Annotated in this window: 16 protein-coding genes and 2 pseudogenes; 7 read left to right on the top strand and 11 right to left on the bottom strand. The window is 73.4% G+C overall.

Going from position 1 to position 23,670, the window contains the following annotated elements; all coding sequences use genetic code 11:
* Positions 1–47: 47 nt before the first annotated feature.
* Positions 48–1,346, bottom strand: coding sequence for a CAP domain-containing protein (locus ABZ937_RS12080; protein WP_361690158.1), 1,299 nt, complete (start codon positions 1,344–1,346; stop codon positions 48–50).
* Positions 1,347–1,363: 17 nt separating this feature from the next.
* Positions 1,364–2,566: a serine hydrolase domain-containing protein gene (locus ABZ937_RS12075; protein WP_361689513.1), complete on the bottom strand. Its 1,203-nt coding sequence runs from the start codon at positions 2,564–2,566 to the stop codon at positions 1,364–1,366.
* Between the two features lie 311 nt (positions 2,567–2,877).
* On the opposite strand from ABZ937_RS12075, the gene ABZ937_RS12070 reads away from it, so the two are divergent.
* The 3 genes and pseudogenes from ABZ937_RS12070 to ABZ937_RS12060 all read left to right on the top strand — a co-directional run bounded on the left by ABZ937_RS12070 (position 2,878) and on the right by ABZ937_RS12060 (position 6,369).
* Positions 2,878–4,659, top strand: coding sequence for a M4 family metallopeptidase (locus ABZ937_RS12070; protein WP_361689510.1), 1,782 nt, complete (start codon positions 2,878–2,880; stop codon positions 4,657–4,659).
* 82 nt (positions 4,660–4,741) lie between these two features.
* Positions 4,742–5,161: pseudogene (locus ABZ937_RS12065) on the top strand (glycoside hydrolase family 95 protein); the annotation flags it as partial.
* Positions 5,158–6,369 (top strand): SGNH/GDSL hydrolase family protein, encoded by a 1,212-nt coding sequence (locus ABZ937_RS12060; RefSeq protein WP_361689507.1) that lies wholly within the window; start codon positions 5,158–5,160, stop codon positions 6,367–6,369. The pseudogene ABZ937_RS12065 and the gene ABZ937_RS12060, both read left to right, overlap by 4 nt.
* 37 nt (positions 6,370–6,406) lie before the next feature.
* Here the strand turns inward: ABZ937_RS12060 and ABZ937_RS12055 are convergent, their stop codons facing one another.
* The 4 genes from ABZ937_RS12055 to ABZ937_RS12040 are packed head-to-tail and all read right to left on the bottom strand — an operon-like array spanning position 6,407 to position 12,903.
* Positions 6,407–9,373, bottom strand: a complete 2,967-nt coding sequence (locus ABZ937_RS12055) for an AAA family ATPase (protein WP_361689504.1) — start codon at positions 9,371–9,373, stop codon at positions 6,407–6,409.
* Between the two features lie 58 nt (positions 9,374–9,431).
* Complete coding sequence (locus tag ABZ937_RS12050; RefSeq protein ID WP_361689501.1) at positions 9,432–9,782, bottom strand: UBP-type zinc finger domain-containing protein; 351 nt, start codon at positions 9,780–9,782, stop codon at positions 9,432–9,434.
* Positions 9,779–11,230, bottom strand: coding sequence for an ATP-binding protein (locus ABZ937_RS12045; protein WP_361689498.1), 1,452 nt, complete (start codon positions 11,228–11,230; stop codon positions 9,779–9,781). The genes ABZ937_RS12050 and ABZ937_RS12045 overlap by 4 nt, the downstream gene beginning before the upstream one ends.
* The gene (locus tag ABZ937_RS12040; protein ID WP_361689495.1) at positions 11,227–12,903 is read right to left on the bottom strand and encodes an FAD-dependent oxidoreductase; all 1,677 of its coding nucleotides are present in this window, start codon (positions 12,901–12,903) and stop codon (positions 11,227–11,229) included. The genes ABZ937_RS12045 and ABZ937_RS12040 overlap by 4 nt, the downstream gene beginning before the upstream one ends.
* A 282-nt stretch (positions 12,904–13,185) precedes the next feature.
* Between ABZ937_RS12040 and ABZ937_RS12035 the strand changes: the two genes are divergently transcribed.
* Complete coding sequence (locus ABZ937_RS12035; RefSeq protein WP_361689492.1) at positions 13,186–14,052, top strand: universal stress protein; 867 nt, start codon at positions 13,186–13,188, stop codon at positions 14,050–14,052.
* Between the two features lies 1 nt (position 14,053).
* On the opposite strand, the pseudogene ABZ937_RS12030 reads toward ABZ937_RS12035, so the two are convergent.
* The 4 genes and pseudogenes from ABZ937_RS12030 to ABZ937_RS12015 all read right to left on the bottom strand — a co-directional run bounded on the left by ABZ937_RS12030 (position 14,054) and on the right by ABZ937_RS12015 (position 19,029).
* Positions 14,054–15,324: pseudogene (locus ABZ937_RS12030) on the bottom strand (DUF4032 domain-containing protein).
* A gap of 57 nt (positions 15,325–15,381) precedes the next feature.
* Positions 15,382–16,125 carry an MBL fold metallo-hydrolase gene (locus ABZ937_RS12025; RefSeq protein WP_361689489.1) on the bottom strand — a complete coding sequence of 248 codons (744 nt, stop codon included), beginning with the start codon at positions 16,123–16,125 and terminating at the stop codon, positions 15,382–15,384.
* Between the two features lie 80 nt (positions 16,126–16,205).
* Complete coding sequence (locus ABZ937_RS12020; protein WP_361689486.1) at positions 16,206–18,230, bottom strand: hypothetical protein; 2,025 nt, start codon at positions 18,228–18,230, stop codon at positions 16,206–16,208.
* Positions 18,231–18,399: 169 nt separating this feature from the next.
* Positions 18,400–19,029, bottom strand: coding sequence for an alpha-ketoglutarate-dependent dioxygenase AlkB (locus ABZ937_RS12015; protein ID WP_361689483.1), 630 nt, complete (start codon positions 19,027–19,029; stop codon positions 18,400–18,402).
* Between the two features lie 111 nt (positions 19,030–19,140).
* Between ABZ937_RS12015 and ABZ937_RS12010 the strand changes: the two genes are divergently transcribed.
* Together ABZ937_RS12010 and ABZ937_RS12005 are read left to right on the top strand one after the other, a co-directional pair.
* Positions 19,141–19,767 carry a TetR/AcrR family transcriptional regulator gene (locus tag ABZ937_RS12010; protein ID WP_361689480.1) on the top strand — a complete coding sequence of 209 codons (627 nt, stop codon included), beginning with the start codon at positions 19,141–19,143 and terminating at the stop codon, positions 19,765–19,767.
* 55 nt (positions 19,768–19,822) lie between these two features.
* A complete protein-coding gene (locus tag ABZ937_RS12005) occupies positions 19,823–21,496 on the top strand; it encodes an FAD-binding dehydrogenase (RefSeq protein WP_361689477.1) in 1,674 nt (557 codons plus the stop codon).
* Positions 21,497–21,498: 2 nt separating this feature from the next.
* Here ABZ937_RS12005 and ABZ937_RS12000 read toward each other — a convergent pair whose 3' ends face one another.
* Complete coding sequence (locus tag ABZ937_RS12000) at positions 21,499–21,846, bottom strand: DUF488 family protein (RefSeq protein WP_361689474.1); 348 nt, start codon at positions 21,844–21,846, stop codon at positions 21,499–21,501.
* Between the two features lie 164 nt (positions 21,847–22,010).
* Between ABZ937_RS12000 and ABZ937_RS11995 the strand changes: the two genes are divergently transcribed.
* A complete protein-coding gene (locus ABZ937_RS11995) occupies positions 22,011–23,417 on the top strand; it encodes a M1 family metallopeptidase (RefSeq protein WP_361689471.1) in 1,407 nt (468 codons plus the stop codon).
* Positions 23,418–23,670: the final 253 nt, after the last annotated feature.

Raw genomic sequence — 23,670 nt, 5'->3', positions numbered from 1 at the left:
GGTGTCCCGGACGATGGCATTCCGCCAAGATCGCGGAACGTACCGGTTCAGCCACCGAACAGCTGGGTCCAGTACGTGCCCGCCCGGCCGCCGCCCGCGAAGCCGACGCCGAGGTGGGTGAACTCCCGTCCGAGGATGTTGGCGCGATGGCCGGGGCTGTTCATCCAGCCCTCCACGACCTCGGCGGGGGATCGCTGGCCGCAGGCTATGTTCTCGCCGATCGTGCGCCGCCGGGCCCCCGCGGCGGCGGCCCGGTCCCAGGGTTCGCCGCCGTCGGGCGAGGTGTGCGCGTAGAAGTCCCGGGCCACCATGTCCGCGCAGTGGGCCTGCGCGGCGGCCGTCAGCAGCGGATCCGTCGCCAGCGCGGGCAGCCCGGCCCGGCCGCGCTCGGCGTTGGTGAGCGCGAGGACCTCGGCGGCCGTGCGCGTGAGGCCGTCCGGTGTGAGGGGTGCGGCCCACAGCGCGGTCCAGTACCGGTCGCCCGCGTCGGCGTGGGCCAGCGCGGCATGCCGGAAGGCCGGGTCGAGCAGGGTGCGCCGGGCCCGCTCCGCGCCCAGGCAGTGGTCCACGAAGCCGGCCGGGGTGCGCGGCCCGGAGACGAGGTGCTCGCCGACGGTGAGGTACGCGTATCCGGCGGCCGAGATCCGCTGGTGCACGGACACGCCGTCCGGTCCCTCCCCGCCGAGCCGCCCGGCGTCCGCCATGGCCCGGGCGTGCGCCCGCGCGGCGGCGGCCAGACGCGGGTCCGGTACGACGGGCGGGGAACCGGCGCGGGCCCGGGCGGCGTTGACCAGGCGGGCGAAGTCGTCGGACGCGCACGGCACCGCTGTCCGAGGGGCGGCTGCCGCCGCCGTCCGGCCACCGTCGTCGGATATGTCCACACCGAAGTCCCGGGCGAGCCCCGCCAGTCCGTCCGCGTACCCCTGCCCCACCGCCCGCAGCTTCCAGCCGACGCCCGGACGGAGGTACAGCTCGGCGAGCAGCAGCACGGTCTCCGGGCCCGGCCGGGGAGGCGCGAACCGGGCGACCGTACGGCCGGCGCCGTCGGTGACGTCGAGCCGGGGCGCGGGCAGCCGGCCGAGCGGCGTGCCGGGCTCGGCCGCGCTCACCACGACCGTGACCCGGCACGCGCCACCGCGCAGCCGGGCCGGATCGACGGCCAGGGTGTCCCCGCGCAGCCGGACGCCGGGCGCGTCGGGCTGGTTGTAGAACACGAAGTCGGCGTCGCCGGCGACCCTCCCGTCGGCCCCGGTGACCAGGGCGGACACGTCGAAGGCACCGGCCACCCGGAGCCGCACCACACCGGAGGGCAGGGCCGCGTTGCCCCCGGGAACGAGTTCGCCCATGCCCCGTACAACGCCGGTCACATGTCGGTGGGTTCCCGGAGCGGCTTCGCCTCCGCCTTCGTCCCGCCCTTCGGCTTCCCGCAGAACGCCGACTCCAGCGCCCCGGCCATCGTGTCGAGCACCTTCGCGTTGTTGGACGTGTTGGCCACGGCCGTGAGACTGCGCCCCCCGTCCTTCGTGCTGAACGCGTACGTGTAGTACCCCTGCACCGCCCCGGTGTGCCCGTACACCGACACCCCGCAGGACAGGTCGCGGCGCCGCAGACCGAGCCCGTACGCCGTCGTGTCGCTGACCTTCGTGAAGCGCTCCATCTCCGCGAGCCGCGCGGGGGACATCAGCCTGCCCTTGAGCAGGGCGCTGTAGAAGGTGTCGAGGTCCCGTGCGCTGGAGATGATCGCGCCCGCGCTCTGCGCCCAGGACACGGTCTGCGCGGTCGCGTCGACCAGCGGGTCGCCCGCCTTGTCCGGAGTCAGGTACCCACGGGCGTACCGTCCCGGAATGGCCGTGTCCGGGTGCACGTAGAACGTGTCACCCAGCTTCAGCGGCTCGATGATGCGCTTCTGGTACGCCGTCTGCACGGACTGCCCGGTGAGCTTCTCGATGAGCAGGCCGGCGACGACGAAGTTGGTGTTGGAGTACGCGTAGGCGGCCCCCGGCGCGTTGGTGCGGGGCTTCTTCAGGGAGAGGTCGACCAGCTGCCGGTAGGTGAAGACCCGCTTCCGGACCGCCTCGAAGCCGGCGACGCTGTCGGCGAACATGTCGTCCGAGTAGTCGTAGAGACCGCTGCGGTGGCTCAGCACATGGCGGACCGTGATCCGGTCGTCCGGCAGCAGCTGCGGCAGGTAGCGGTTGACCGGCGCGTCGAGCGAGAGCCGGTGCTCGTCGACGAGCTGGAGCAGCACCACAGCCGAGAAGGACTTGGTGACGCTGCCGACCCGGAACCGGTCGCCGGTCGTGATGGCCCGCCCGGTGGCACGGTCGGCGATGCCCTGTGTGGCCTGGTATGTCCGGCCGTTGTCGTCGATCCGGGCCAGCGCCCCCGGTGCGCCCTGGGCCACCGCCGACCGCAGCACCGCGGCCAGTCCGGCGGTGTCCGGCGCCGCAAGTGCCGCTGCCGCCGGGGTGTCCGGCCCTCCGGTCGCGGCCTGCGCCGGGACCGCGAGAAGCGACAGCGCGACCGCCCCGAGGACCGCTCCCCGCCCCACCGTTGCTGAGACCATCCCCTACCCACTCCCGTCGTCCGGTTTCTGATGCGATATCGGTCACATTCCGCCCTGGGAACCTAGGGGATTGAGGCAACGTCTCCACAGCCGACACACAGTTGGTCATCTCGTGATCACCCTGTGGCTCCCATTCGTAAAGGATTGCCATAGAAGTTCGCGAAATGGATCATTCCGGCTTTACGTGCCCATGACTGATCCGCAAGGGTTACCCCCGGAGCCGAACCGGCTCCCGTGGCGCCCAACTGTGCCACGCCTCAAGGCGGTTGGTTCATCACCTGCCGCCTGTGAACGAAGGAACCCTGATCAGATTGCGTAGACCGCACATACGCACCGTGGCGGTCGCCGTCGCGGTGACGACGGCTGCCACGGGCCTGGCCGGTACGGCCTTCGCGGGTCCCTCCGCAGGAGTGGAGCGGTCCGCCGCCTCCACCGCCTCGAACGCCACGGTGGTGGTGGAGGCGGCGCGCACCGCGGCCTTCGCGCACGCCTCGGCGACCGGCGTCTCCAAGGGCGACGAGCTGCACGCCCAGGACGTCATGATCGACCCCGAGGGTGCTCGGCACGTCCGATTCGTCCGCACGCACAACGACCTGCCGGTGCTCGGTGGCGACCTCATCGTCCACCTCGACGGCAAGCTGGCCTACACGGGCGTGACCCGCGCGGCCGGCCACGCCGTCAAGCCGGCCGGCCAGGCCAAGCTGACCGCGGCCCAGGCCGCCGCCAAGGCCGCCGAGGCGGCCAAGGGCGACGCGAGCAGCGCCCAGCTCGTGGTGGACGCCCGCGGTGGCGCCTCCGCCCTCGCCTACCAGGTGACCGTCACCGACAAGGACAACTCGAGCACGGTCGTCGTGGACGCCGTCACCGGCAAGGTGCGCAGCAACACGCCCACCCGGGACGAGTTCCTGTCGCCGAAGCTGCTCGACGCCCTGCGCGAGCGCGGCGAGACCGTCGACCCGGCCACCGGCATCGGCTCCGCCTCCACCGGGTCCGGCCTGCTCGGCTCGGGCGCCTCCGGCGCGGCGGCCTACCCGTCGGCCGCCAAGGGCACCGGCAAGACCCTCTTCGTGGGCACCGTCGGCCTCACCACCACGCAGACCTCGCGCGGCCACTACCAGCTCAAGGACCCGAACCGGTACGGCACCGAGACGCGGGACGCCAAGGGCTCGTACACGGAGAAGTTCAGCGCCGGTTCGAAGCTGACCAACACCACCAACGTGTGGGGCAACGGCAAGACCACCAGCCGGGTCAGCGCCGCCGCCGACGCCCAGTACGGCATCACCAAGACGCTGGACTTCTACAAGTCCACGTTCAAGCGCAAGGGCATCGCCAACAACAGCAAGCCCGCGCAGGCGATGGTGCACTGGGGCAACAAGGTCGCCAACGCCTTCTGGGACCCCACCTGCAACTGCATGCTGTACGGCGACGGCGACGGCCAGATGTTCAAGAAGCCGCTCGTCGTCCTCGACGTCACCGGTCACGAGCTGACCCACGGCGTGGTCGAGGCGACCGCCAACCTGCAGCCGACCTTCGTCGACTCCGACGGCAACCAGTACGGCGAGCCGGGCTCGCTGAACGAGTCGCTCGCGGACATCTTCGGCTCGAACGTCGAGTTCTACGCCAAGAACACGAAGGACACGCCGGACTACCTGGTCGGTGAGAAGCTGGGCCTCGCGCAGAAGTTCCTGCGCCGCCTGGACCACCCGTCCCTCGACAAGCTTGAGGGCACGATCGACTACTGGTCGTCGGACACCTACTACACCGAGGTGCACGCCGGTTCCGGTGTCTCCTCGCACGCCTACTACCTCCTCGCCGAGGGCAGCGGCAAGAAGACGATCAACGGCGTGAACTACAACTCGCCGACGTACCACAACATCACGGTCAAGGGCATCGGCCGCACCAAGGCGACCGCCATCTACTACCGTGCGCTCACCCGCTACATGGTCTCCACGACCGACTTCCACCAGGCGCGCATCGCGACGCTGAAGGCGGCCAAGGACCTGTACGGCGCGAACAGCACCGAGTACAAGACCGTGGACAAGTCGTGGGCCGCGGTCAACGTGACCGCCGCCAACACGCCGCGCGCCCACTGACGGACGCCGGCACACGCCAGCACCACCGGATGCCCCGCCTCGCGCGGGGCATCCGCATGTCCGGGTGCGTGCGGGGGCCATCGCCGACAGCGACTGGTCACCGGAACAGGGCCCGTTCGACGCCAAGGGCTCCGCGGCGACCACGTTGGGCCGCGACCCCGACCACGCCCGCACCGTCGCGAACAGCTTCGGCTGGGCCAACGCCTGGCGCGCCCTGTGCTGGGCGCGTTTGAAGAACCCCGACAAGGCGTACCAGCTCATCGTGACCAACCTGCGCCCGTCGACCGGTGGCGGCAACGGCACCGCACCCAACCTGTTCGACATCTACGAGGTCGAGCGGGGCCGGGGCCTCGTGGACCTGGACCGGCGGGACGGAAGACCCACCGAGGTGCGGATCCGCAGCGTCGGCGGGACCATGACCTCCGTGGGATACGAAGGTGTGTTCCGGACGGTCCGCGTGCAACCCGGCGAGACCGTCACGCTCCGGGACTTCGCCCGGTGACCGGCCGAACAGGGCGCTGCTGCCGCGCCGCCGCCGCCCTTCTCACCGCCGTCGCCTGCCAGTCCGCACGCGCCGCCGCCCCGCCCGACTCCGTCGCCCGGGCCTCCGGTGTGGTCACCTGGGCGGCGAGCGCCGACCGCCTGGGCGAGGGCACGGCCGGCCAGGGCTACCGGCTCGTCGTCCGTACCAGCGTCGGCGGCAGCGATCTGCGCGTCCGCTTCACCAACGCCTTCGGCGACCGGCCGCTGACCCTGGACAGAGTCCACGCCGGCCTGCGCGACCAGGGCGCCGCCCTGCGGCCGGGCAGCAACCGGCCGCTCACGTTCGGCGGCGCCCGTACGGTCACCGTCCCGGCGGGAGCCGTCGCCTGGAGCGATCCGCTGCCCGGCCGGATACCGGCCGGCACCGACCTGGTCGTCAGCCTGCGCACCCCGGACGCGGCCGGCCCGGCCACCGGTCACTGGATGGCGATGCAGACGTCGTACACCGGCCAGGGCGACCACACCGCCGAGGAGAGCGGTGCCAACTGGACACGGACTACCGGCTCCTGGTGGTACATCGACTCCGTCGCCGTACGGCCCGCCCGCCCGGCCGTCGGTGCCGTGGTCGCGCTCGGCGACTCCGTCACCGACGGCCGGCAGTCCACCACCGACCTCGACCGCCGCTGGCCCGACTACCTCGCCCGGCGCCTCGAAGGGGCCGGCACGGCCGTCCGGGGCGTGGCCAACGAGGGCATCTCGGGCAACAAGGTCCTCGCGGACGGCGCCGGGCAGGCCGCGCTGCACCGGCTGGACCGGGACGTCCTCTCCCAGCCCGGCGTGCGGACCGTGTTCCTCTTCGAGGGCGTCAACGACCTCAAGGCCGACACCGGTGTCACGGCGGCCGATCTGATCGACGGCTACCGCGAGGTCGCCCGGCGGGCGCACGCGGCGGGCACGTGCGTGGTCGTCGCCACCGTCGGCCCGTTCAAGGGCTGGCCGGAGTGGGACCCGGCCGCCGAGGCCGTACGGCAGGAGGTGAACCGGTTCCTGCGCGGCAGCGGGGACTTCGACGCCGTCACCGACTTCGACCGGGTCCTGCGCAGCCCCTACGACCCCGAGCGGGTCCTGCCGTTCTTCGACGGCGGCGACCACCTGCACCCGAACGACAAGGGCATGCAGGCCCTCGCCGACGCCGTCGACCTGGACAGCCTGGACTGCGCCCGCTGACCACGACCGGCGGCCCACCCGGTCCCCCTGGGCGAGGTCACCCCGAGCCGGCCCGCTCCGGCGCGATCAGGCCCCGGCGGTAGGCGACCGCCACCGCCTCCGTGCGGCTCGCGGCGCCCAGCTTGGCCAGGATGTTGGAGACATGCACACTGGCCGTCTTGCCGGTGATGAACAGCTCCTCGCCGATCTGCCGGTTGCTGCGGCCCCGCGCGAGCAGACGCAGGACGTCCCGCTCCCGCGCGGTCAGCGGCGCGGCACCCGCACCGGCCGCGTCGGACGCCGGGCGGCCGTGCAGGGTCAGCGCGTCGATCCGCTCCAGCAGGGGCGCCGCGCCCAGCCGGGCCGCCGTCTCGCGGGCCAGCCGGCACTGCTCCGCCGCCTCCGTCCGCCGCTCCACGGCCAGCAGGGCCCGCGCGTACCGCAGCCGGCACCGCGCCTGCTCGTACACATCGCCGTACCCGAACGCGGCGACCGCCTTCTCCCAGGCCGCCGGATCCGGCCCGGACACGACCGTCGCCCACTCCGCCTCGGCGCGGGCCAGCCACGCCTGCCCCTCCGGGCCCTGCACCCGGCCGTCCTCGCCCCGCGCGGCGGTGGCCCGCGCCAGCTCCACCAGCTCGGTGCCGATCTCGGTCCAGCGGGCCGGGTCTCCGCCGGTGTCGCCCACGCGTCGCGGCTCGGTGGCCCGGTCGGCGACCGCCGTCAGGCCGAGCGCGGCCAGCCGCACCGCCACGCCCGGCCGCTTCGTCGTACTGTCGCTGAGGGCCGCGACCGTCTCCCGTATCCGCTCGACGGCCCCTTCCGCGTCACCGTGCCACACGGCGGCGTCGGTGAGCACGATGCCGGCGACCAGCGTGACCATCCAGTCGAACGGGCCCCGCAGCAGCGCACGAGCCCGGTCGGCGGCGCTCTCGTCGCCGCGGGCCAGCGCCACGTGCAGGGCGGGGCTGGTCGCGAAGGCGCCGCCCGGCGAGGGCAGCCCGGGCGCCGCCTCGGCCGCCGCGCGCAGGCACTCGTCCCAGCGGCCCAGCGTGTACAGCACGACCAGCTGGAGGTAGCGCACCTCCAGCGGGTACACCGAGGACAGCAGCCCGGCCCGGCGCGCCCGGTCGAGCCCGTCGGTCAGCAGGGGCAGGCACTCCGCCAGGTCACCGGCCTCGAAGGCACTCATCGCCAGGTGGTACAGCGCGCGCAGCTCCACCGTGGTGTTCCCGGCGGTGCGGGCCAGTTCCCGGGCCTGCCGCAGCCGGTCGCGGCCCTCCCGGGAGCGCCGGCCGCCGTCCTCGGCGATCGCCAGGGAGATCAGCAGATCCGCCTGGGCGGCGCCCATGCCCAGCTCCTCGGCGGCCCGCAGGGCCTGCCGGCCGACGCACACCGCGGTCTCGTCCTCGCCGATCTGACGGGCCGCCGCGACATGCATGGCCGCCGCCCACACCCAGGTCCGCGACGGCGGTTCGGCGGGGATCATCGCCAGCGCCTCACTGCTGTAGCGGAACGCCGCCGGCAGGCTGTCCACGTTCATCAGGTTCCCGGCCAGCGTGTACCGGACCCGGGCGGCCAGCTCGCCGTCGGCGTTCTGGCCGACTCCGGCGAGCGCCGCCCGGGTGAGCGAGACGGCGCAGTGGAACTCCCCGGCGTGGGCCGCAGCGGCCGAGGCACGCAGGGTCAGCGTGACCTGGTTCAGCTCCTCGCCGGCGGGCCGCGCGGACGCCGGCACCGACGACCACAGGTCCAGCGCGGCCTGCAGGTGCCGCAGCTCCTCGGCGGGGGCGCCCAGCCGTCGGGCGTGGTCGGCGGCCTCCAGACAGGCCGCGAGCGCCTCGGGCCGGTCGTGGCTCTCCCGGGCGTGGTGGGCGCGCTCCGCCGCGGTCTCCGGAGCCCGGCCGCGGGCCGTGAGCAGCCGGGCGTACGCGCCGTGCAGCCGTGACCGCTCGCCCGGCAGCAGGTCGGCGTAGACCGCCTCGCGCGTGAGGGCGTGCCGGAACGCGTACGTGCCGTCGTCCCGGGGAAGGAGGAGCTGACGGCCGACGGCCTCCCGAAGTGCCGTCTCCAGTGCCTCCTCGGGCAGCCCGGCCGCCTCGCGCAGCAGCGCGTGCTCCACGCGCCGCCCGGCCACGGCCGCGGTGCGCAGCACCTGCTGGGCGGTCTCGGACACCTGCTCGACCCGGATGAGCAGCAGGTCGGCGAGGCCGCTGGGCACCCCGCCGGCCTGGGCGCCGCTCGCCGCGAGCAGTTCCTGCGCGTAGAAGGCGTTGCCCTCCGCGCGGGCGACGATGCCGTGCACGACGGCGTCGGGCAGCGGACCGTCCTCCAGGGCCCGCACCAGCCGAGCGACCTCGGGATCCGGCAGGGGGCGCAGCTCCAGTCGCTCCACGGCCGGGAGCCGGACCAGCTCGGCGAGCAGGGGCCGCAGCGGGTGGCGGCGGTGCAGGTCGTCGGCGCGGTAGGAGGCGAGGACCGCGAGCCGCCGGTCCGGGGCGCCGCCGCCCGGCCGGTGCAGGACGCCCCGGCTGAGCAGGAAGCGCAGCAGGTCCCGGGAGGACTGGTCGGCCCAGTGCAGGTCCTCCAGGACGAGCAGTAGCGGGGCCACGGCGGCCAGGTCGGCCAGCAGTCCGGCGACGTCCTCGAAGAGCCGCAGCCGCCGGTCCGGGCCCCCGGCCGCGTCCGGCCCGGCGCCGAGCAGCCGGTCCACCGCGGGATGCGCGGCCAGGACGGCCGTGAACCGCTCGTCGGCGGCGAGCACGCCGAGGATCTCGGTGAACGGCAGATACGGCAGGCCGACGTCCGCGAGGTCCACGCAGTGCCCGGTGACCACGGTCGTCCCGGCCCGCGCCGCACGCCCGGCGACCTCGTCCAGCAGCCGGGTCTTGCCGACCCCGGCGTCCCCGGCGAGCAGCACCGCTCCCGGCGCACCGCCCCGGGCACGCTCCAGTACGCCCGTGAGCCGGGCCAGTTCCTCGTCCCGGCCGATCAACGGCGCTGTGGTGAAGGGGGTCTGTGACACGGCCCCATCCTGACACGTGCCGCCGACAACACCCCTGCCGCAGCCGTACCCCCCGGCCTCAGCGCAGCATGCGCGCCCAGTCCTCCGGCACCCGCCCCGCCGGACCCGGGGCCGGCTGGTCGTCGGGATGGCTGACCGGGGGAGCGAGTTCGGGCCCCGAGGAGTACAAGTCCTCGGTGGCGTAGTTCCAGAACCAGGCCTCGCCCGGCTCGAAGCTGCGGATCACCGGGTGTCCGGTCGCCCGGTAGTGGGCGGTGGCGTGCTTCTCGGGCGAGTCGTCGCAGCAGCCGATGTGCCCGCACTGCGCGCACCGGCGCAGGTGGAACCACCAGCCGCCGGCCTCCTCGCACTCCACGCAGCCCGGGCCGCTGGGCGGGACCTGCGGATCGATTCCGTCGATGTCGGTCATACCGGCTCCTCGTCAGGGGTCTCGGCGGTCAGGGGCAGCAGCACCTGGAAGCGCGTGTCGCCGGGCACCGACTCGACCCGCAGGCTGCCGTGGTGCTTGTTGACGACGATCCGCCAGGAGATGTCCAGGCCGAGCCCGGTGCCCTCGCCGACCGGCTTGGTGGTGAAGAACGGGTCGAAGATCCGGTCCTTGATCTCGGGCGGGACGCCGGGCCCGGTGTCCCGGAACTCCACCAGCAGCCGCTCGTGGTCCAGCGCCGTCCGCACGGTCAACGTGCCCTGGCCGCCGTTGCTCTTGATGGCCGAGACGGCATTGTCGACGAGGTTGGTCCACACCTGGTTCAGCTCCGCCGGGTAGGCGGGCACCGGCGGGAGGGTGCGGTCGTACTCCTTGACGACCTCGATGCCCGGCCCGATCTTCCCCGACAGCATCAGCAGCGTGCTGTCGAGGAGTTCGTGCACGTCCGCCTCCCGGTACGGCGCCCGGTCCAGCTGGGAGTACTGCTTGGCCGCGTCGACCAGGTGCGAGATGCGGGTGGTGGAGTCCTCGATCTCGTTCATCAACAGCTCGGTCTCGATGGTGTAGTTGAGCCAGCCCACCGCGTTGGGCAGGATCTCCTCGGCCACCGCCGCCGCGACCTGCTCCAGCCAGTCGACGTCGAGACCGGCCTGCACGAAGGTGGGCGCCACCTGCCAGCCGTGGTCGATGCCGTGGTCCTCCAGCCAGTCGGTGAGCGTGTCCTCCCGGTCGGTGGCCTCCAGCGGGCTGAGCACCGGTGCCTTCGCCACCCGCTCCGCGGTGCGCTCCTGGATCTCGATCAGGCTCGCCAGCACATCGCGGGAGAAGGGTCCTTCGGCGATCAGAGCGAGCTTGTGCCGCATCTTCGCGACCCGCTCGCGCAGGGTCGCGGTGGCCCGGACCGCGGCCGCCGCGGGGTTGTTCAGCTCGTGCGTGAGCCCCGCCGACAACGAGCCCAGCGCCAGCAGCCGTTCCCGCTGCCCGATGGTCGCCTGGGCGTTCTTCGAGCCGAAGAACAGGCCCTCCAGCAGATGCACGGCCATCGGGAACCACTCGCGCATGACGTCCGCGAAGATGTCCGCCGGCACCACGAAGAACCGCGTGGGCACCGTGACCCGCATCGAGTTGTTGTAGACCTGCGGCACCCGGTCGCCGAGGTAGGCCTGCATCGCGCCCGCGTACACCCCGGGCTGCGAGGTGCGGGTGACCTCCACGTCGTCACCGCCGACCCGCCGGGACAGCACGACCGTGCCCTCGATCATCACGAAGAAGCAGGTGGCCGGGTCGCCCTCGGTGTACACCGGGCCCGGTTCGAACCGCTCCACGCGGCCCTCGCCGCACAGCCGGCCCAGCTGCTCGGGGCTCAGCTTCTCGAAGAGGAACAGCGAGCCGATCTCCTTGGGGCTGCACGGCATGAGCTGCCCGCTCATGACTGCTCCAGATAGCGGTGGACGAGCATGACGGCCATGGCTCCCTCTCCGACGGCGGACGCGACACGCTTGGCGGACTCGGCGCGTGCGTCGCCCGCCACGAACACTCCGGGAATGCTGGTCTCCAGGTGGTACGGCGGCCGGTCCAGCTCCCAGCCGGCCGGCGGCCGTCCGTCGGCGGTCAGGTCGGGCCCGGCCAGGATGAAGCCGCGCGCGTCGCGCAGCACCGTCTCGCCCAGCCAGTCGGTGAGCGGGGCGGCGCCGATGAACACGAACATCCACTGGGCGTCGACCCGTTCGGTCTCGCCGGTCCCCACATGACGCAGCGTCAGCTGCTCCAGGCGATCGGTGCCGTGTGCGGCGTCGACCACCGTGTGCGTGCGCACCGAGATGTTCGGGGCGTCGCCGATCTGCTGGATCAGGTAGTACGACATCGACGCCGACAGGTCGGTGCCGCGCACCAGCAGCGTCACCGACTTGGCGAACCGGGACAGGTACATCGCCGCCTGGCCCGCCGAGTTGGCACCGCCGACGATGTACACGTCGTGCCCCTGGCAGGAGGCGGCCTCGGTCAGCGCCGAGCCGTAGAACACCCCGCAGCCGGTCAGGTCGACGCAGCCCGCGGCCTCCAGCTGCCGGTACTGCACACCGGTCGCGAGGATCACGCTGTGCGCGGCGATCGCCGAGCCGTCCGCGAACCGTACGATCCGGGCGGCGCCGTTGACCTCAAGTCCCGTCACCTCACGGGCGCTCAGAATCTCGGCGCCGAACTTGGCGGCCTGCCGCCGCGCCCGGTCGGTGAGCTGGGCGCCGGAGACCCCGTCCGGGAAGCCGAGGTAGTTCTCGATCCGGGAGCTCTGCCCGGCCTGCCCGCCGGTCGCCGACCGCTCCACCAGCACGGTCCTCAGGCCCTCGGACGCCCCGTACACGGCCGCGCCGAGCCCGGCCGGACCGCCGCCGATCACGACCAGGTCGTAGAAGTCGGCCGTCGGGTTCGTCGCCAGACCCACCCGCGCGGCCAGCTCGGGAGCGTCGGGCTCGACCAGGGCGGTGCCGTCCGGGGTGATCACCAGCGGCAGCCGCCGCCCGTCCTGCCCGGCCGCCGCCAGCAGCCGCTGCCCCTCCGGCTCCTCCACCGAGTACCAGCGGTACGGCACCTGGTTGCGGGCGAGGAACTCACGCACGTCCGAGGAGCGCGCCGACCACCGGTGCCCGACCACCTTGGTGCTGGGCACCGGCCGGAAATCGCTGGTCCGCCAGGCCTCCAGCAGGTCGTCCAGGACCGGGTAGAGCTTCTCCTCCGGCGGGTCCCAGGGCTTGAGCAGATAGTGATCGAGATCGACCACGTTGATCGCGTCGATCGCCGCGTTGGTGTCCGCGTACGCGGTCAGCAGCACCCGCCGGGCCCCCGGATACACGTCGAGGGCCTGCTCCAGGAACTCGATGCCGTTCATCTGCGGCATCCGGTAGTCGGCGAGGATCACCGCGACCAGGTCACCGCGCAGTTTCAGCTCGCGCAGCGCGTCCAGCGCGGACTCGCCGGACTCCGCGCGCACGATCCGGTACGACTCGCCGTAGCGCCGCCTGAGGTCGCGGGCGACGGCCCGGGAGACCCCCGGGTCGTCGTCCACGGTCAGGATGACGGTCCGCGCTGCGTCGGCGGCCTGTGCCATGCGTCTCCCCACCCGAGGTCCGGTACCCGCGGGGCGGTGTCGTGGGGACCACCGCACCGCTTTCCAGCCATCGTATGTGCGTTCGCCCGGCTTCGCTCCGGGATACGGAAGCGGCCGGCCCGGCCGGCGACCGCGGCCGTCGCGGACCTGATCGCCTGCGTGTCCCCTACCCCCTGGGACCGTGCGACGGCTCGTGGAAGAGATCGTCGTGCCCGTGCGCGCCGATGCCCGATAGTGGGCACCAGTACCACCGGTGACGCGGCGACACGAGGAGGCCCACGGATGACACGCCCGATCACGGCAGGGGTGGATGGTACCGAGGAGAGTCTGGCCGCGCTGGACTGGGCGGCCAGGGAGGCCGTGCGCCGGGGCCTGCCGCTGCGCGTGGTGCACGCATGGCGCTACGCCGAGGCCCTCGCCACCGCCGACCGCGACACCCAGCACGGATGGGTGTCGGAGGGGGTGTCGGAGGCCGTGCGCGTCGTCTCCGACCGGCATCCGGGGCTGACGGTGACCACCGACGTGGTCGAGGGCGGAGCCGCGCACGCGCTGGCCGGGGCTGTGGCCGAGGCCGAGATGCTGGTGCTCGGTTCCCGCGGCCACGGACCCGTCCTCGGCTTCCTGCTCGGCTCGGTCGGCCAGCAGGTGATCGCGGAGGCCTCGCGGCCCGTGGTCCTGGTGCGCGCCGGCGACGAGCCGGCGGCGGAGGCGGCCGGCCGGGACGTCGTGGTCGGCCAGCACGGCGGTCCCGAGGACAGCGCGGCGGCGCTGCGCTTCGCGTTCGAGACGGCCGCGGCCCGCGGCGCCGCGGTCCGGGCCGTCCGGGCGTGGACCCTGCCGCCGGTCTTCGCCTACAGCCCCGGTTCGCTCAAGCTGCTGGACGACGCGGGCGGCCTCGAACCGTACGAGAAGCAGGCCCTGACCGACGCCCTCCAGCCCTGGCGCGAGCGGTTCCCCGAGGTGCCCGTGGCCGAGCACGTCGAGATGGGCAGCGCCGGCCAGGTGCTGCTGTCGACGGCCGGCCGGGCCCAGCTGATGGTCGTCGGGCGCCGGGCGCACCGTACGGCCGTCGGCGCCCGGATCGGCTCGGTCGCGCACGGCGTGCTGCACCACGCCGGCTGTCCGGTGGCCGTGGTCCCGCACGAGTGACCTACTCGGGGTCGGTCGGCTCCAGCGTGGCCCGGGCCCTGGGCAGGATGTTCTCGATGTAGTCCCGGACGGCGGTGTCGAGGCCTATGTCGTGCTGGGCGTGCTCGGACAGGTACCAGCGGTGTTCCAGCAGCTGGTGGTAGATCTCGGCCGGGTCCACGGAGCCGCGCAGCTCCGGCGGCACCGCCCGCACGGTGGGCCGGAACACGTCCCGCACCCAGCGGTGCGCCAGCACCTCCGGGCGGGCGGCGAGGGGATCGCCGGGCGCGTAGTCGTCCTGGGTGGCCATCCAGCTCTCCAGGTCGGTCAGCAGCCGCCGCGCCTGGTTCTCCTCGGTGTCCAGGCCGGTCAGCCGGAGCAGCTGCCGCTGATGGTGGCCGGCGTCGACGACCTTCGGCACGAAGGTGACCGTGTCACCGCCCGCGGAGTGCTCGATCTGCATCTCGGCGACGTCGAAGCCCATGTCGTTCAGGCGGCGGATCCGGCGTTCGATGTAGTGGTACTTGCCCGCCGGGTACACCGAGGTGCGGGTCAGCTCCTGCCACAGCCCCTGGTAGCGGGTGCAGATCTCATGGCCGAACTCGACGGGGTCGACGGACGGGTGCAGCGCGCCGGACGCCTCCAGGTCCAGCAGCTCGCCGCTGATGTTGACGCGGGCGAGGTCCAGGTCGTACTCCCGCTGCCCGGGGCTGAGCCGCGGGTGCAGGTCGCCCGTCTCGGCGTCGACCAGATAGGCCGCGTAGGCGCCCGCGTCCCGCCGGAAGAAGGTGTTGGACAGCGAGCAGTCGCCCCAGGCGAACCCGGCCAGGTGGAGGCGCACCAGCAGCACGGCAAGGGCGTCCATCAGCCGGTGCATGGTCGCCGGTCGCATGGTCGTCTCGAACATCGACCGGTACGGCATCGAGCCGCGCAGGTGCCGGGTGATCAGCACCGGTTCCAGCGGGGCGCCGATGGGGGTCCCCCGCGCGAGCGGAGCCGAGCGTGGGGGAGGTCGGTGCGGCCGGTGACCACGGCCAGCGGGTCGACGGCGGGGATGCCGAGCCGGTCCAGGTCGCGCAGCAGCTCGTACTCGCGCAGCGCGGGCCGTTCGGCCAGTTCCTTGACGGCGATGACCTCGTCACCGGCGTGCGCGTAGCGCACCACGTGCCGGGAGATGCCGCGGGGGAGCGGCACGAGGTACTCCTCGGGCCACTCCTCCAGCGGGGTGTCCCAGGGCAGGGCGAGCAGGAGCGCGGGATGCTCCGGGTTGGTGGCGTTGATCTGCAAGGCCATGGCACGAACCCTAAGGCTCCGCACGCCCGTACCAGGAGCCTCGGTTCCGCTACGACCTCACGCGCGGTCCCGGGCCTGCTCGGCCGCGGCCCGCACCGAGCCGCGGTGGACCGGCCCGTGCCCCGGCAGCAGGGTGTCGCCGTCGAGCGCGCCGACCAGCTCCAGGGAGGCCAGCGCCCGCGTGGGCTCGTGGTGGAAGAAGTCGAGCAGCAGCTGCGGGCCCTTGACCCGGGAGGTGGCGTGCCCGCTGACCAGGGCGTCCCCGGAGATCACGATGCCTCTGTCGGGCAGGTGGTAGACGCAGTGGCCGTCGGTGTGACCGGGGGTGTGCACGGGGACGGGCCGGCCCGGCAGGTCGAACGGACCCTCGGCCGGGAACGGCTCGGGCTCCGCGACGGGGTGGCTCTTCAGGCCGCCCACGCGCAGTACGTGCGCCGTCCAGGGCAGGACACCGGGCCGCCAGGCGTTGCGGACGACGTCGCCGATGGCGGCCTGCTGCAGGAACTCCCGGCGCGCGTGCGGGACTTCCGCCGGGTGCAGATAGACCGGGGTGCCGTGGGCGGCGCGCAGGTACTCGGCCGAGCCCAGGTGGTCGTTGTGCGCGTGGGTGATCAGGACGGCGGCGACCGCGTCCGGTGAACTGCCCACCGCCGCGAGGGACTCCAGGAGCCCCGGCCGGTCCCCGGGGTACCCGGTGTCCACCAGCGTGACGGCGTCGCCGTCCTTGAGGATCACCCAGTTGGTGTTGTGGCCGTGCACCAGGTAGGTGCCGTCGGCGACTTGGTGTACATCAGCCCGCATGATCTCTCCGAGCCCTGAGCGGCGGATCGTCGGGGACAGCCAACCAGATCCGCCGCCGCTCTGCGACAGGGGCCCGCTGCTCAGGCGGGAGTCTCCCCGGCAGCCGCCTCGATCGCGGAGGCCAGCGACCGCAGCCGCGCGGCGATCGCACAGGGCGGTGCCGCGATCACGTGGCCGGTGCCGTCCCGCGCCACGCCCGCGATGCCCGGGCTGCCGAGAAGAGTGAGCGCCTCCTCGATCTCCTTCTTGCCGAGCGGCTCGTTCAGGCACGCCTTCGTCTCCCGCCAGAGGTGCCCGACGTCCAGCGCCCCGGCGCTGAACGCGATCTCGTCCGGGTCGTTCGCGCTCCTCCACAGGGCGGCGACCACGAGCGCCACGGCCTGGGTGCGCCGCCGCGCCGCGTCCCGGACGCGGGCGTGCGCGGCCTCACCGGCGCCCGACAGCAGCGTGATGACCTCAATCGGATGGAGCGGGGTCCTGTCGAGGAGGACGAGGGTCTCGGCGAGCTGCTCGGCCCGCAGGACCGCCACGCTCAGGCGGTCCTCGGCCGGGAGCATCCGGGCGTCGAGCCCGGGGCCGATCAGCACGGCCTGGTCGGCTTCGTGGTCGTCACGCAAAGAGGACAGGCCGGTCGGTGGGACGGCCGTCTCGGTCGTGGCCCTGACGGCGATGCGCCGCCGGATCGTCGGCGACAGGAACAGGGTGACGACCAGGCAGCCCGGCGCGGCCGGCCCGGCCACCTCGACGTCCGTCCCGAGGAACCGGAACGCCTCGGCCAGCGCGTCCACGAACCGCTGCGGGTCCGCGGTGTCCGTGGCCGTGCGCAGGACCTCGGCCGCCAGCTGCTCGGGAGACGGGCGGGGTCGGCTCCCGGTGGGCGGCTCGCCGGGCGTCCCGTCGTCGCCGGCCTCGTGCTGCCGCTGCAGGGGCAGTGATCCGGCCAGGGCCGTGCCGAGCGGGGTCCGGTGCGTGCGGGTCCCGATGCGTTCGGCGAGCCCCGTGTCGACCAGGAGCGCGACGCGCGCCGTCACGTCCTTCCGGGTGAGACGGCAGTCGGGGTATCGCTCGGCGAGGATCCGGGTCAGCGTCGGAGAGTCGCTCGCGGTGCCCAGCGCGTCCAGGGTCTCTCCCAGGAGGGACAGGCTGAGGTGCAGGTGGCGGGCGAGGTCCGTCACCTCGCCCGAGTCCAGCCACTCGGCCGCCGGCGGGGCGGCCACGAACCGGTCCGTTCCGACCTGGCGCAGCAGGCCGAGTCCCAGGAGGGTGTTCAGGGACTGCGCCGCCGACGACCGCGCGACGCCGAAGGTCTCCGCGGAGAAGCGGACGAACTCAGCGCGGGTCACCCCGGCCGCCGCGGCGTCGACGAGCCGGCTGAGGGCCGTCGGATTCGCCCCGCCCGCGATATACCCGAGGACGCGCTTGCGGGAGCGCAGTTCCTCCTTGGTGACCCCGGCCAGCCGCTCGGCCAGCAGGCGCGGCGGCTCCGGAAGCTCGGCGGGACGCCCACCGGCCTGGTGGGTCCCGTCCGGGCCGGGGCGGAAGAGGCTCAGCCGACCCGCCAGCGCGCGGCCCTTCCCGGTCGGGACGATCTGTCCGTTGGTCCAGTACTCGACCATTCCGGTGGCGCGCAGCCAGTGCACGCGGCGGCGCAGCTGGTCGAGCGAGGTCCAGTTGAGCGCGTAGCGGTCCACGGCGATGCGGTGCAGCTCGTCGTGGGTGAGGCCGGCGCCGAGCGCGTCCAGCGCCTCTCCCACGAAGCGGACGTGCGCGTGCAGCACCGCGATCAGGTAGCTGGTGTCCCCCGACTTCAGGAAGTGCCGGGCCTCGGGGGTGAGCCGCACCCGCGCCGGGCGGCCCTCCCGGGTGAACAGGCCGCAGCTCCCCAGGGAATGCAGCACCTGACGCAGCGGGACGGGCGCGTCACCGCCCGGCCAGGTGAACGAGCGGTCCACGAGTGGTTCGGCGTCGATGCTGCGCAGCAGTGCCGTGAGGTTCGTGACCAGCTCGGGTACCTGCCCCGGTACATGGGGCGCCGTGCCGGCCCGGGTCGCCCACGGGAGCGGGGCGGGGAGGTCCGCACCGTCCGGTGCCGCCACTTGTCGCATCGTTCGGACTCCTGATGGAGAGGCTTGTCCAGGTGATGTGCAGCCTGGCAAGGCGCATCGCGCATGTCCTCGCATGCCTGGCGGATTCACTTCTTCGGCTCGTCCCGACCGTGTCCGCCTGTGCCGTACGGCGGGCTGTGGTAGCCCCGTGCCCGTGCCCCGCGGGACGTCAGTGCACGCCGTGCGGCCGGAACTGGATGCTGATCCGCGGGCCCGTGGCCCGGCTGGTCTTGGGGACGCAGTGCTCCCAGGTGCGCTGGCAGGAGCCGCCCATCACGATGAGGTCGCCGTGGCCGAGGGGGCGGCGCAGGGTGCCGCCGCCTCCGCCGGCCGGGCGCAGCAGCAGGTCCCGGGGTGCGCCGACGGAGAGGATCGCGACCATGGTGTCCTCGCGGGCGCCCCGTCCGATCCGGTCCCCGTGCCAGGCCACGCTGTCCCGGCCGTCACGGTAGAAGCACAGCCCGGCGGTGGTGAACGGCTCGCCCAGCTCCTCGGCGTAGTGCCGGGACAGGGCGGCGCGGGCCTCGTCCAGGACCGGGTGGGGGAGCGGGTCCGCCGCGCCGTAGTGGGCCAGCAGCCGGGGTACGGCGACCACGTTGTCGTACATCGTGCGGCGCTCGGCCCGCCACGGCACGTCCGCCGCCAGCTGTTCGAACAGCGCGTCGGCCCCGCTCAGCCAGCCCGGCAGCACGTCGATCCAGGCGCCGGCGCCCAGCTCGGTCCGGCGCAGCCCGTCGAGCGGGCCGAGCCGCAGCTCGTCGGTCTGGTCGAACAGGGAGCCCTGCAGGTGCGTGGACATGGGTCCAGCGTACCCCTGAATCGAAAATACGTTCCATTGCGGAGGGTCTTTCGATACATCGGTGTATCGGATACATTCCTGTATCGAACGGGGTCGACGGAGGTTTCGGTGATGACGGCGCAGGACGCGGCCCGGCGGGTCACCAAGCGACGGGCGCGGACCCGGGCCAACCTGCTCGACGCCGCCTTCGAGGTGTTCGCCGCCAAGGGCTTCGGCCACGTCTCCATCGAGGAGGTCTGCGAGGCCGCCGGCTACAGCCGGGGCGCCTTCTACTCCAACTTCGCCACCCTGGACGAACTGTTCTTCGCCCTCTACCAGGAGCGCGCCGACCTCATCGCCGCCCAGGTCGCCGACGCCCTCGCCCAGGACGGACCCGACCTGGACGTGCCGGCCTCCGTGGACCGGGTCACCGAGGTCCTGCTGCTCGACGTGGACTGGCTGCTGGTGAAGACCGACTTCCTCGTGCACGCGGCCCGCGACCCGGCCGTCGCCCACGCCCTCCTCGACCACCGCACCCGGCTCCGGGAGGCCATCGCGGACCGGCTCTTCCGGGCCCGGGGCCACACCGAGCTGCCCGCCGTGCTCGGCGATGCCGACGGCGCCGCCCGCGCGGTGGTCGCGGCCTACGACGGCGTCACCACCCAGCTGCTGCTGGACAAGGACGTCGACGCGGCCCGCACCTGGCTCAAGCAACTGCTCACCGCCCTGCTGACCGACGGCGGCGGCTCCCCCGTATGAGCCGAAGACGGAAACAGACGCAAGCAGACGCAAGCGGAAGGAAGGAACGGACGCCATGGACGCGGACGTCATCGTCGTCGGAGCGGGTCTCGCCGGTCTGGTCGCAGCACACGAACTCACCAGCCGGGGCCGCCGGGTGGCCCTGGTCGACCAGGAGAACGCCGCCAACCTCGGCGGCCAGGCGTTCTGGTCCTTCGGCGGGCTCTTCCTCGTCGACTCACCCGAGCAGCGCCGCCTCGGCATCAAGGACTCCTTCGGCCTCGCCTGGAACGACTGGCAGGGCAGCGCCGGGTTCGACCGGCTGGCCGACGAGGACTCCTGGGCGGTGCGCTGGGCCCGCGTCTATGTCGAGTTCGCGGCCGGCGAGAAGCGCTCCTGGCTCCAGGGGCACGGCATCGAGCTGCTGCCCACCGTCGGCTGGGCCGAGCGCGGCGACCTGCGGGCGGACGGGCACGGCAACTCGGTGCCCCGCTTCCACATCGCCTGGGGCACCGGCACCGGCGTGGTCGAGCCCTTCGTGCGGTACGCGCGGCAGGCCGCCCGCGACGGACTGCTGACCTTCCACCACCGCCACCGGGTGGACGAGCTGGTCGTCGAGGACGGCACGGCACGCGGCGTGCGCGGCACCGTCCTCGCCCCCGATGACTCCCCGCGCGGCGTCGCCTCCAGCCGCGACCGCGTCGGCGACTTCGAACTGACCGCCCAGGCCGTCGTCGTGACCACCGGCGGCATCGGCGCCGACCACGACATCGTCCGCCGCTACTGGCCCGAGCGGCTCGGCACGGCCCCCGCCGAAATGGTCACCGGCGTCCCGGCCTACGTCGACGGCCGCATGCTCGACATCAGCGCCGAGGCCGGCGTACGGCTCGTGAACCGCGACCGCATGTGGCACTACACCGAGGGGCTGCAGAACTGGAGCCCCGTCTGGCCCGGCCACGGCATCCGGATCCTGCCCGGCCCCTCGTCCCTCTGGCTCGACGCCCTCGGCCGCCGGCTGCCCGACCCCTGCCTGCCCGGCTACGACACCCTCGGCACGCTCAAGTACCTGCGCACCACCGAGGACATCGCCGGGTACGACCACTCCTGGTTCATCCTCACCCGGAAGATCATCGAGAAGGAGTTCGCGCTCTCCGGCTCCGAGCAGAACCCCGACATCACCGCCAAGGACCGAAGGGCCGTGCTGCGCGACCGGCTGCTCGGCAAGGGCGCCCCCGCACCCGTGCAGGCCTTCCTCGACAAGGGCGCCGACTTCGTCACCGCGGGCAGCCTGGAGCAGCTGGTCGACAAGATGAACGGCCTGACCGGCAAGGCGCTGCTGGACGCGGCGGACGTGCGCCGCCAGATCGAGGCCCGCGACCTGCAGATCGCCAACCCCTACAGCAAGGACTCCCAGGTCCAGGGCATCCGCAACGCCCGCCGCTACATCGGTGACCGGCTCGGCCGGGTCGCCGCTCCCCACCGCATCCTCGATCCCGCCGCGGGCCCCCTCATCGCGGTCCGGATGCACGTGCTCACCCGCAAGACCCTCGGCGGCATCCAGACCGACCTGGACTCCCGGGCGCTCGGCACCGACGGCACCCCGATCGAGGGGCTGTACGCGGCGGGCGAGGTGGCCGGGTTCGGCGGCGGCGGTGTCCACGGCTACAACGCCCTGGAGGGCACCTTCCTCGGCGGCTGCCTCTTCTCGGGGCGGGCCGCGGGGCGCGCGGCGGCGAAGCAGACGGCCTGAACTCAGCCCGCCAGCAACTCCGCCAGTACGGACGCGTGGCTCTGCTCCGGCTTCTTCGACGCCGTCAGCAGCGTCACCTGTCCCGCACGCGCCGACTTCCGGAGGCCGTCGAGCAGTTCGGCGGCCTCCGGCGCGTCGAGTTCCGCCTCGTAGCGGCGGCGGAACTCCTCGTACGAGCCACCGCCGTGGTACCACGTACGCAGCTCGCTCGACGGCGTGAGGCCCTTGGGCCACTCGTCGATCTCCGCCGCGTCCTTGGCGAGACCGCGCGGCCACAGCCGGTCGACCAGCACACGCAGGCCGTCGTCGGGCTCGGGCGGTTCATAGATCCGGCGCACGCGCACGCTCACGGTCGGGGGCCCTTCCGGGTCGGGGACGGTTGTGCGAGCGTACTGCGGTGTACCGCGCCCACCGGCGACGCGACATGACTTGACCGGAAGAAGAGGGAGAACGGGCCCGCGCCGCACCTAGTCTGACGGCCAGTCGATCAGCGGCCACTCCCCGAGGAGCGCATGTGACGCCACCCCACAGACAGCCCGCACGCCACCGCACCGCCGTCCTGGCCACCGTCCCCGTCGCCGTCGCGGCCCTCCTCGGCGCCGCGGCACCCGCGGGCCCCACCACCGGCGCGCCGGGCGCCGGCGACCCGTACTTCCCACTCAGCGGCAACGGCGGCTACGACGTCCGGCACTACGACCTGACACTCCGCTACGACACCACCTCCCGCCGCCTGGACGCCACGGCGGTGCTCACCGCCCGCGCCACCCAGCGACTCACCCGCTTCGACCTCGACCTGTCGGGCCTGAAGGTCACCGCGGTCACCGTCGGCCGCACCGAGGCCGGCTTCCGCCGCGACGGCCAGGAACTCGTCGTCACCCCGCGCCACGCCCTGCGAGCGGGGCAGGAGTTCCGGGTCACGGTCGCCTACCACGGCACCCCGAAGCCGGTCACCGACCCCGACGGCGCGGCGGACGGCTGGATCCCCACCGACGACGGCGCGTTCGTCGCCGGCGAGCCGCAGGGCGCGATGACCTGGTTCCCGACCAACGGCCATCCCAGGGACAAGGCGTCGTACGACATCACGATCACCGTGCCGAAGGGGCGCACGGCCGTCGCGGGCGGCGTCCTGCTCTCCGAGCGCACCGCGCACGGACGGACCACGTTCCACTGGCGCGAGACACAGCCCATGGCCGCCTACCTGGCCACCGCCACCATCGGGAAGTTCCAGGTCGAGCGGTACACCACCCGCGACGGCATCCAGGTGTACAACGCCGTCGACGCCCGCGAGGCGCGCGCCGCCGCACCCGTCCTGAAGAAGCTGCCCTCCGTGCTGGAGTGGGAGAGCAAGCTGTTCGGGCCCTACCCGTTCCGGGCCGCCGGCTCGATCGTCGACCACGCCCCGGACGTCGGCTACGCCCTGGAGACCCAGACCCGGCCGCTCTACGACTCCGCGCCCGGCCTCGGCACCCTCGTCCACGAGAACGCCCACCAGTGGTTCGGCGACTCCGTCTCGCTCACCGCCTGGAAGGACATCTGGCTCAACGAGGGCTTCGCCACCTACGCCGAGTGGCTCTACCGCGAGCAGCACGGCGGCCGCAGCGCCCAGCAGGCCTTCGACGCGCTCTACGCCCGGCCCGCGAGCGACGGCCTGTGGGCCTACCCGCCCGGCGACCCGGGCAGCGGCGCCCATATCTTCGGCACGCCCGTCTACCAGCGCGGCGCCATGGCCCTGCACGAACTGCGCCGGGCCGTGGGCGACCGGGACTTCTTCCGGATCCTGCGCGCCTGGGCGACCGCCCACCGCGCCGGGCACGCCACGACGGCACAGTTCGTCAGGCTTGCCGAGGAGAAGTCGGGGAAGTCGCTGAAGGAGCTGCTCCACACCTGGCTGTACGCCCCGGGCAAGCCGAACAGCACCTGAGCCTGACCGCTTCCACACAACTGTCGGCCAAGGTCGACCCATGATCCAACGCAGAACCGCCGTCGCCCTCCTCGCCTCCCCGCTGCTGCTCACCGGCTGCGGCGGCGGGGCCGCGGCGACAGAGCGCCGGGCGCCGGCCCGCCGTCCGGCGCCGGCGCCCACCCCCCAGACGTGCACCCCGCCCGCGCCACAGGGCCTAACCGGACTCGGCCCCCAGCGGTCCGCGGCGATACCCGGGGGCAGCGGGCCGGAG

The sequence above is a fragment of the Streptomyces sp. NPDC046727 genome (assembly GCF_040645635.1).
Lineage (GTDB): Bacteria > Actinomycetota > Actinomycetes > Streptomycetales > Streptomycetaceae > Streptomyces.
This window is presented reverse-complemented; position numbering and strand designations above follow the sequence as displayed.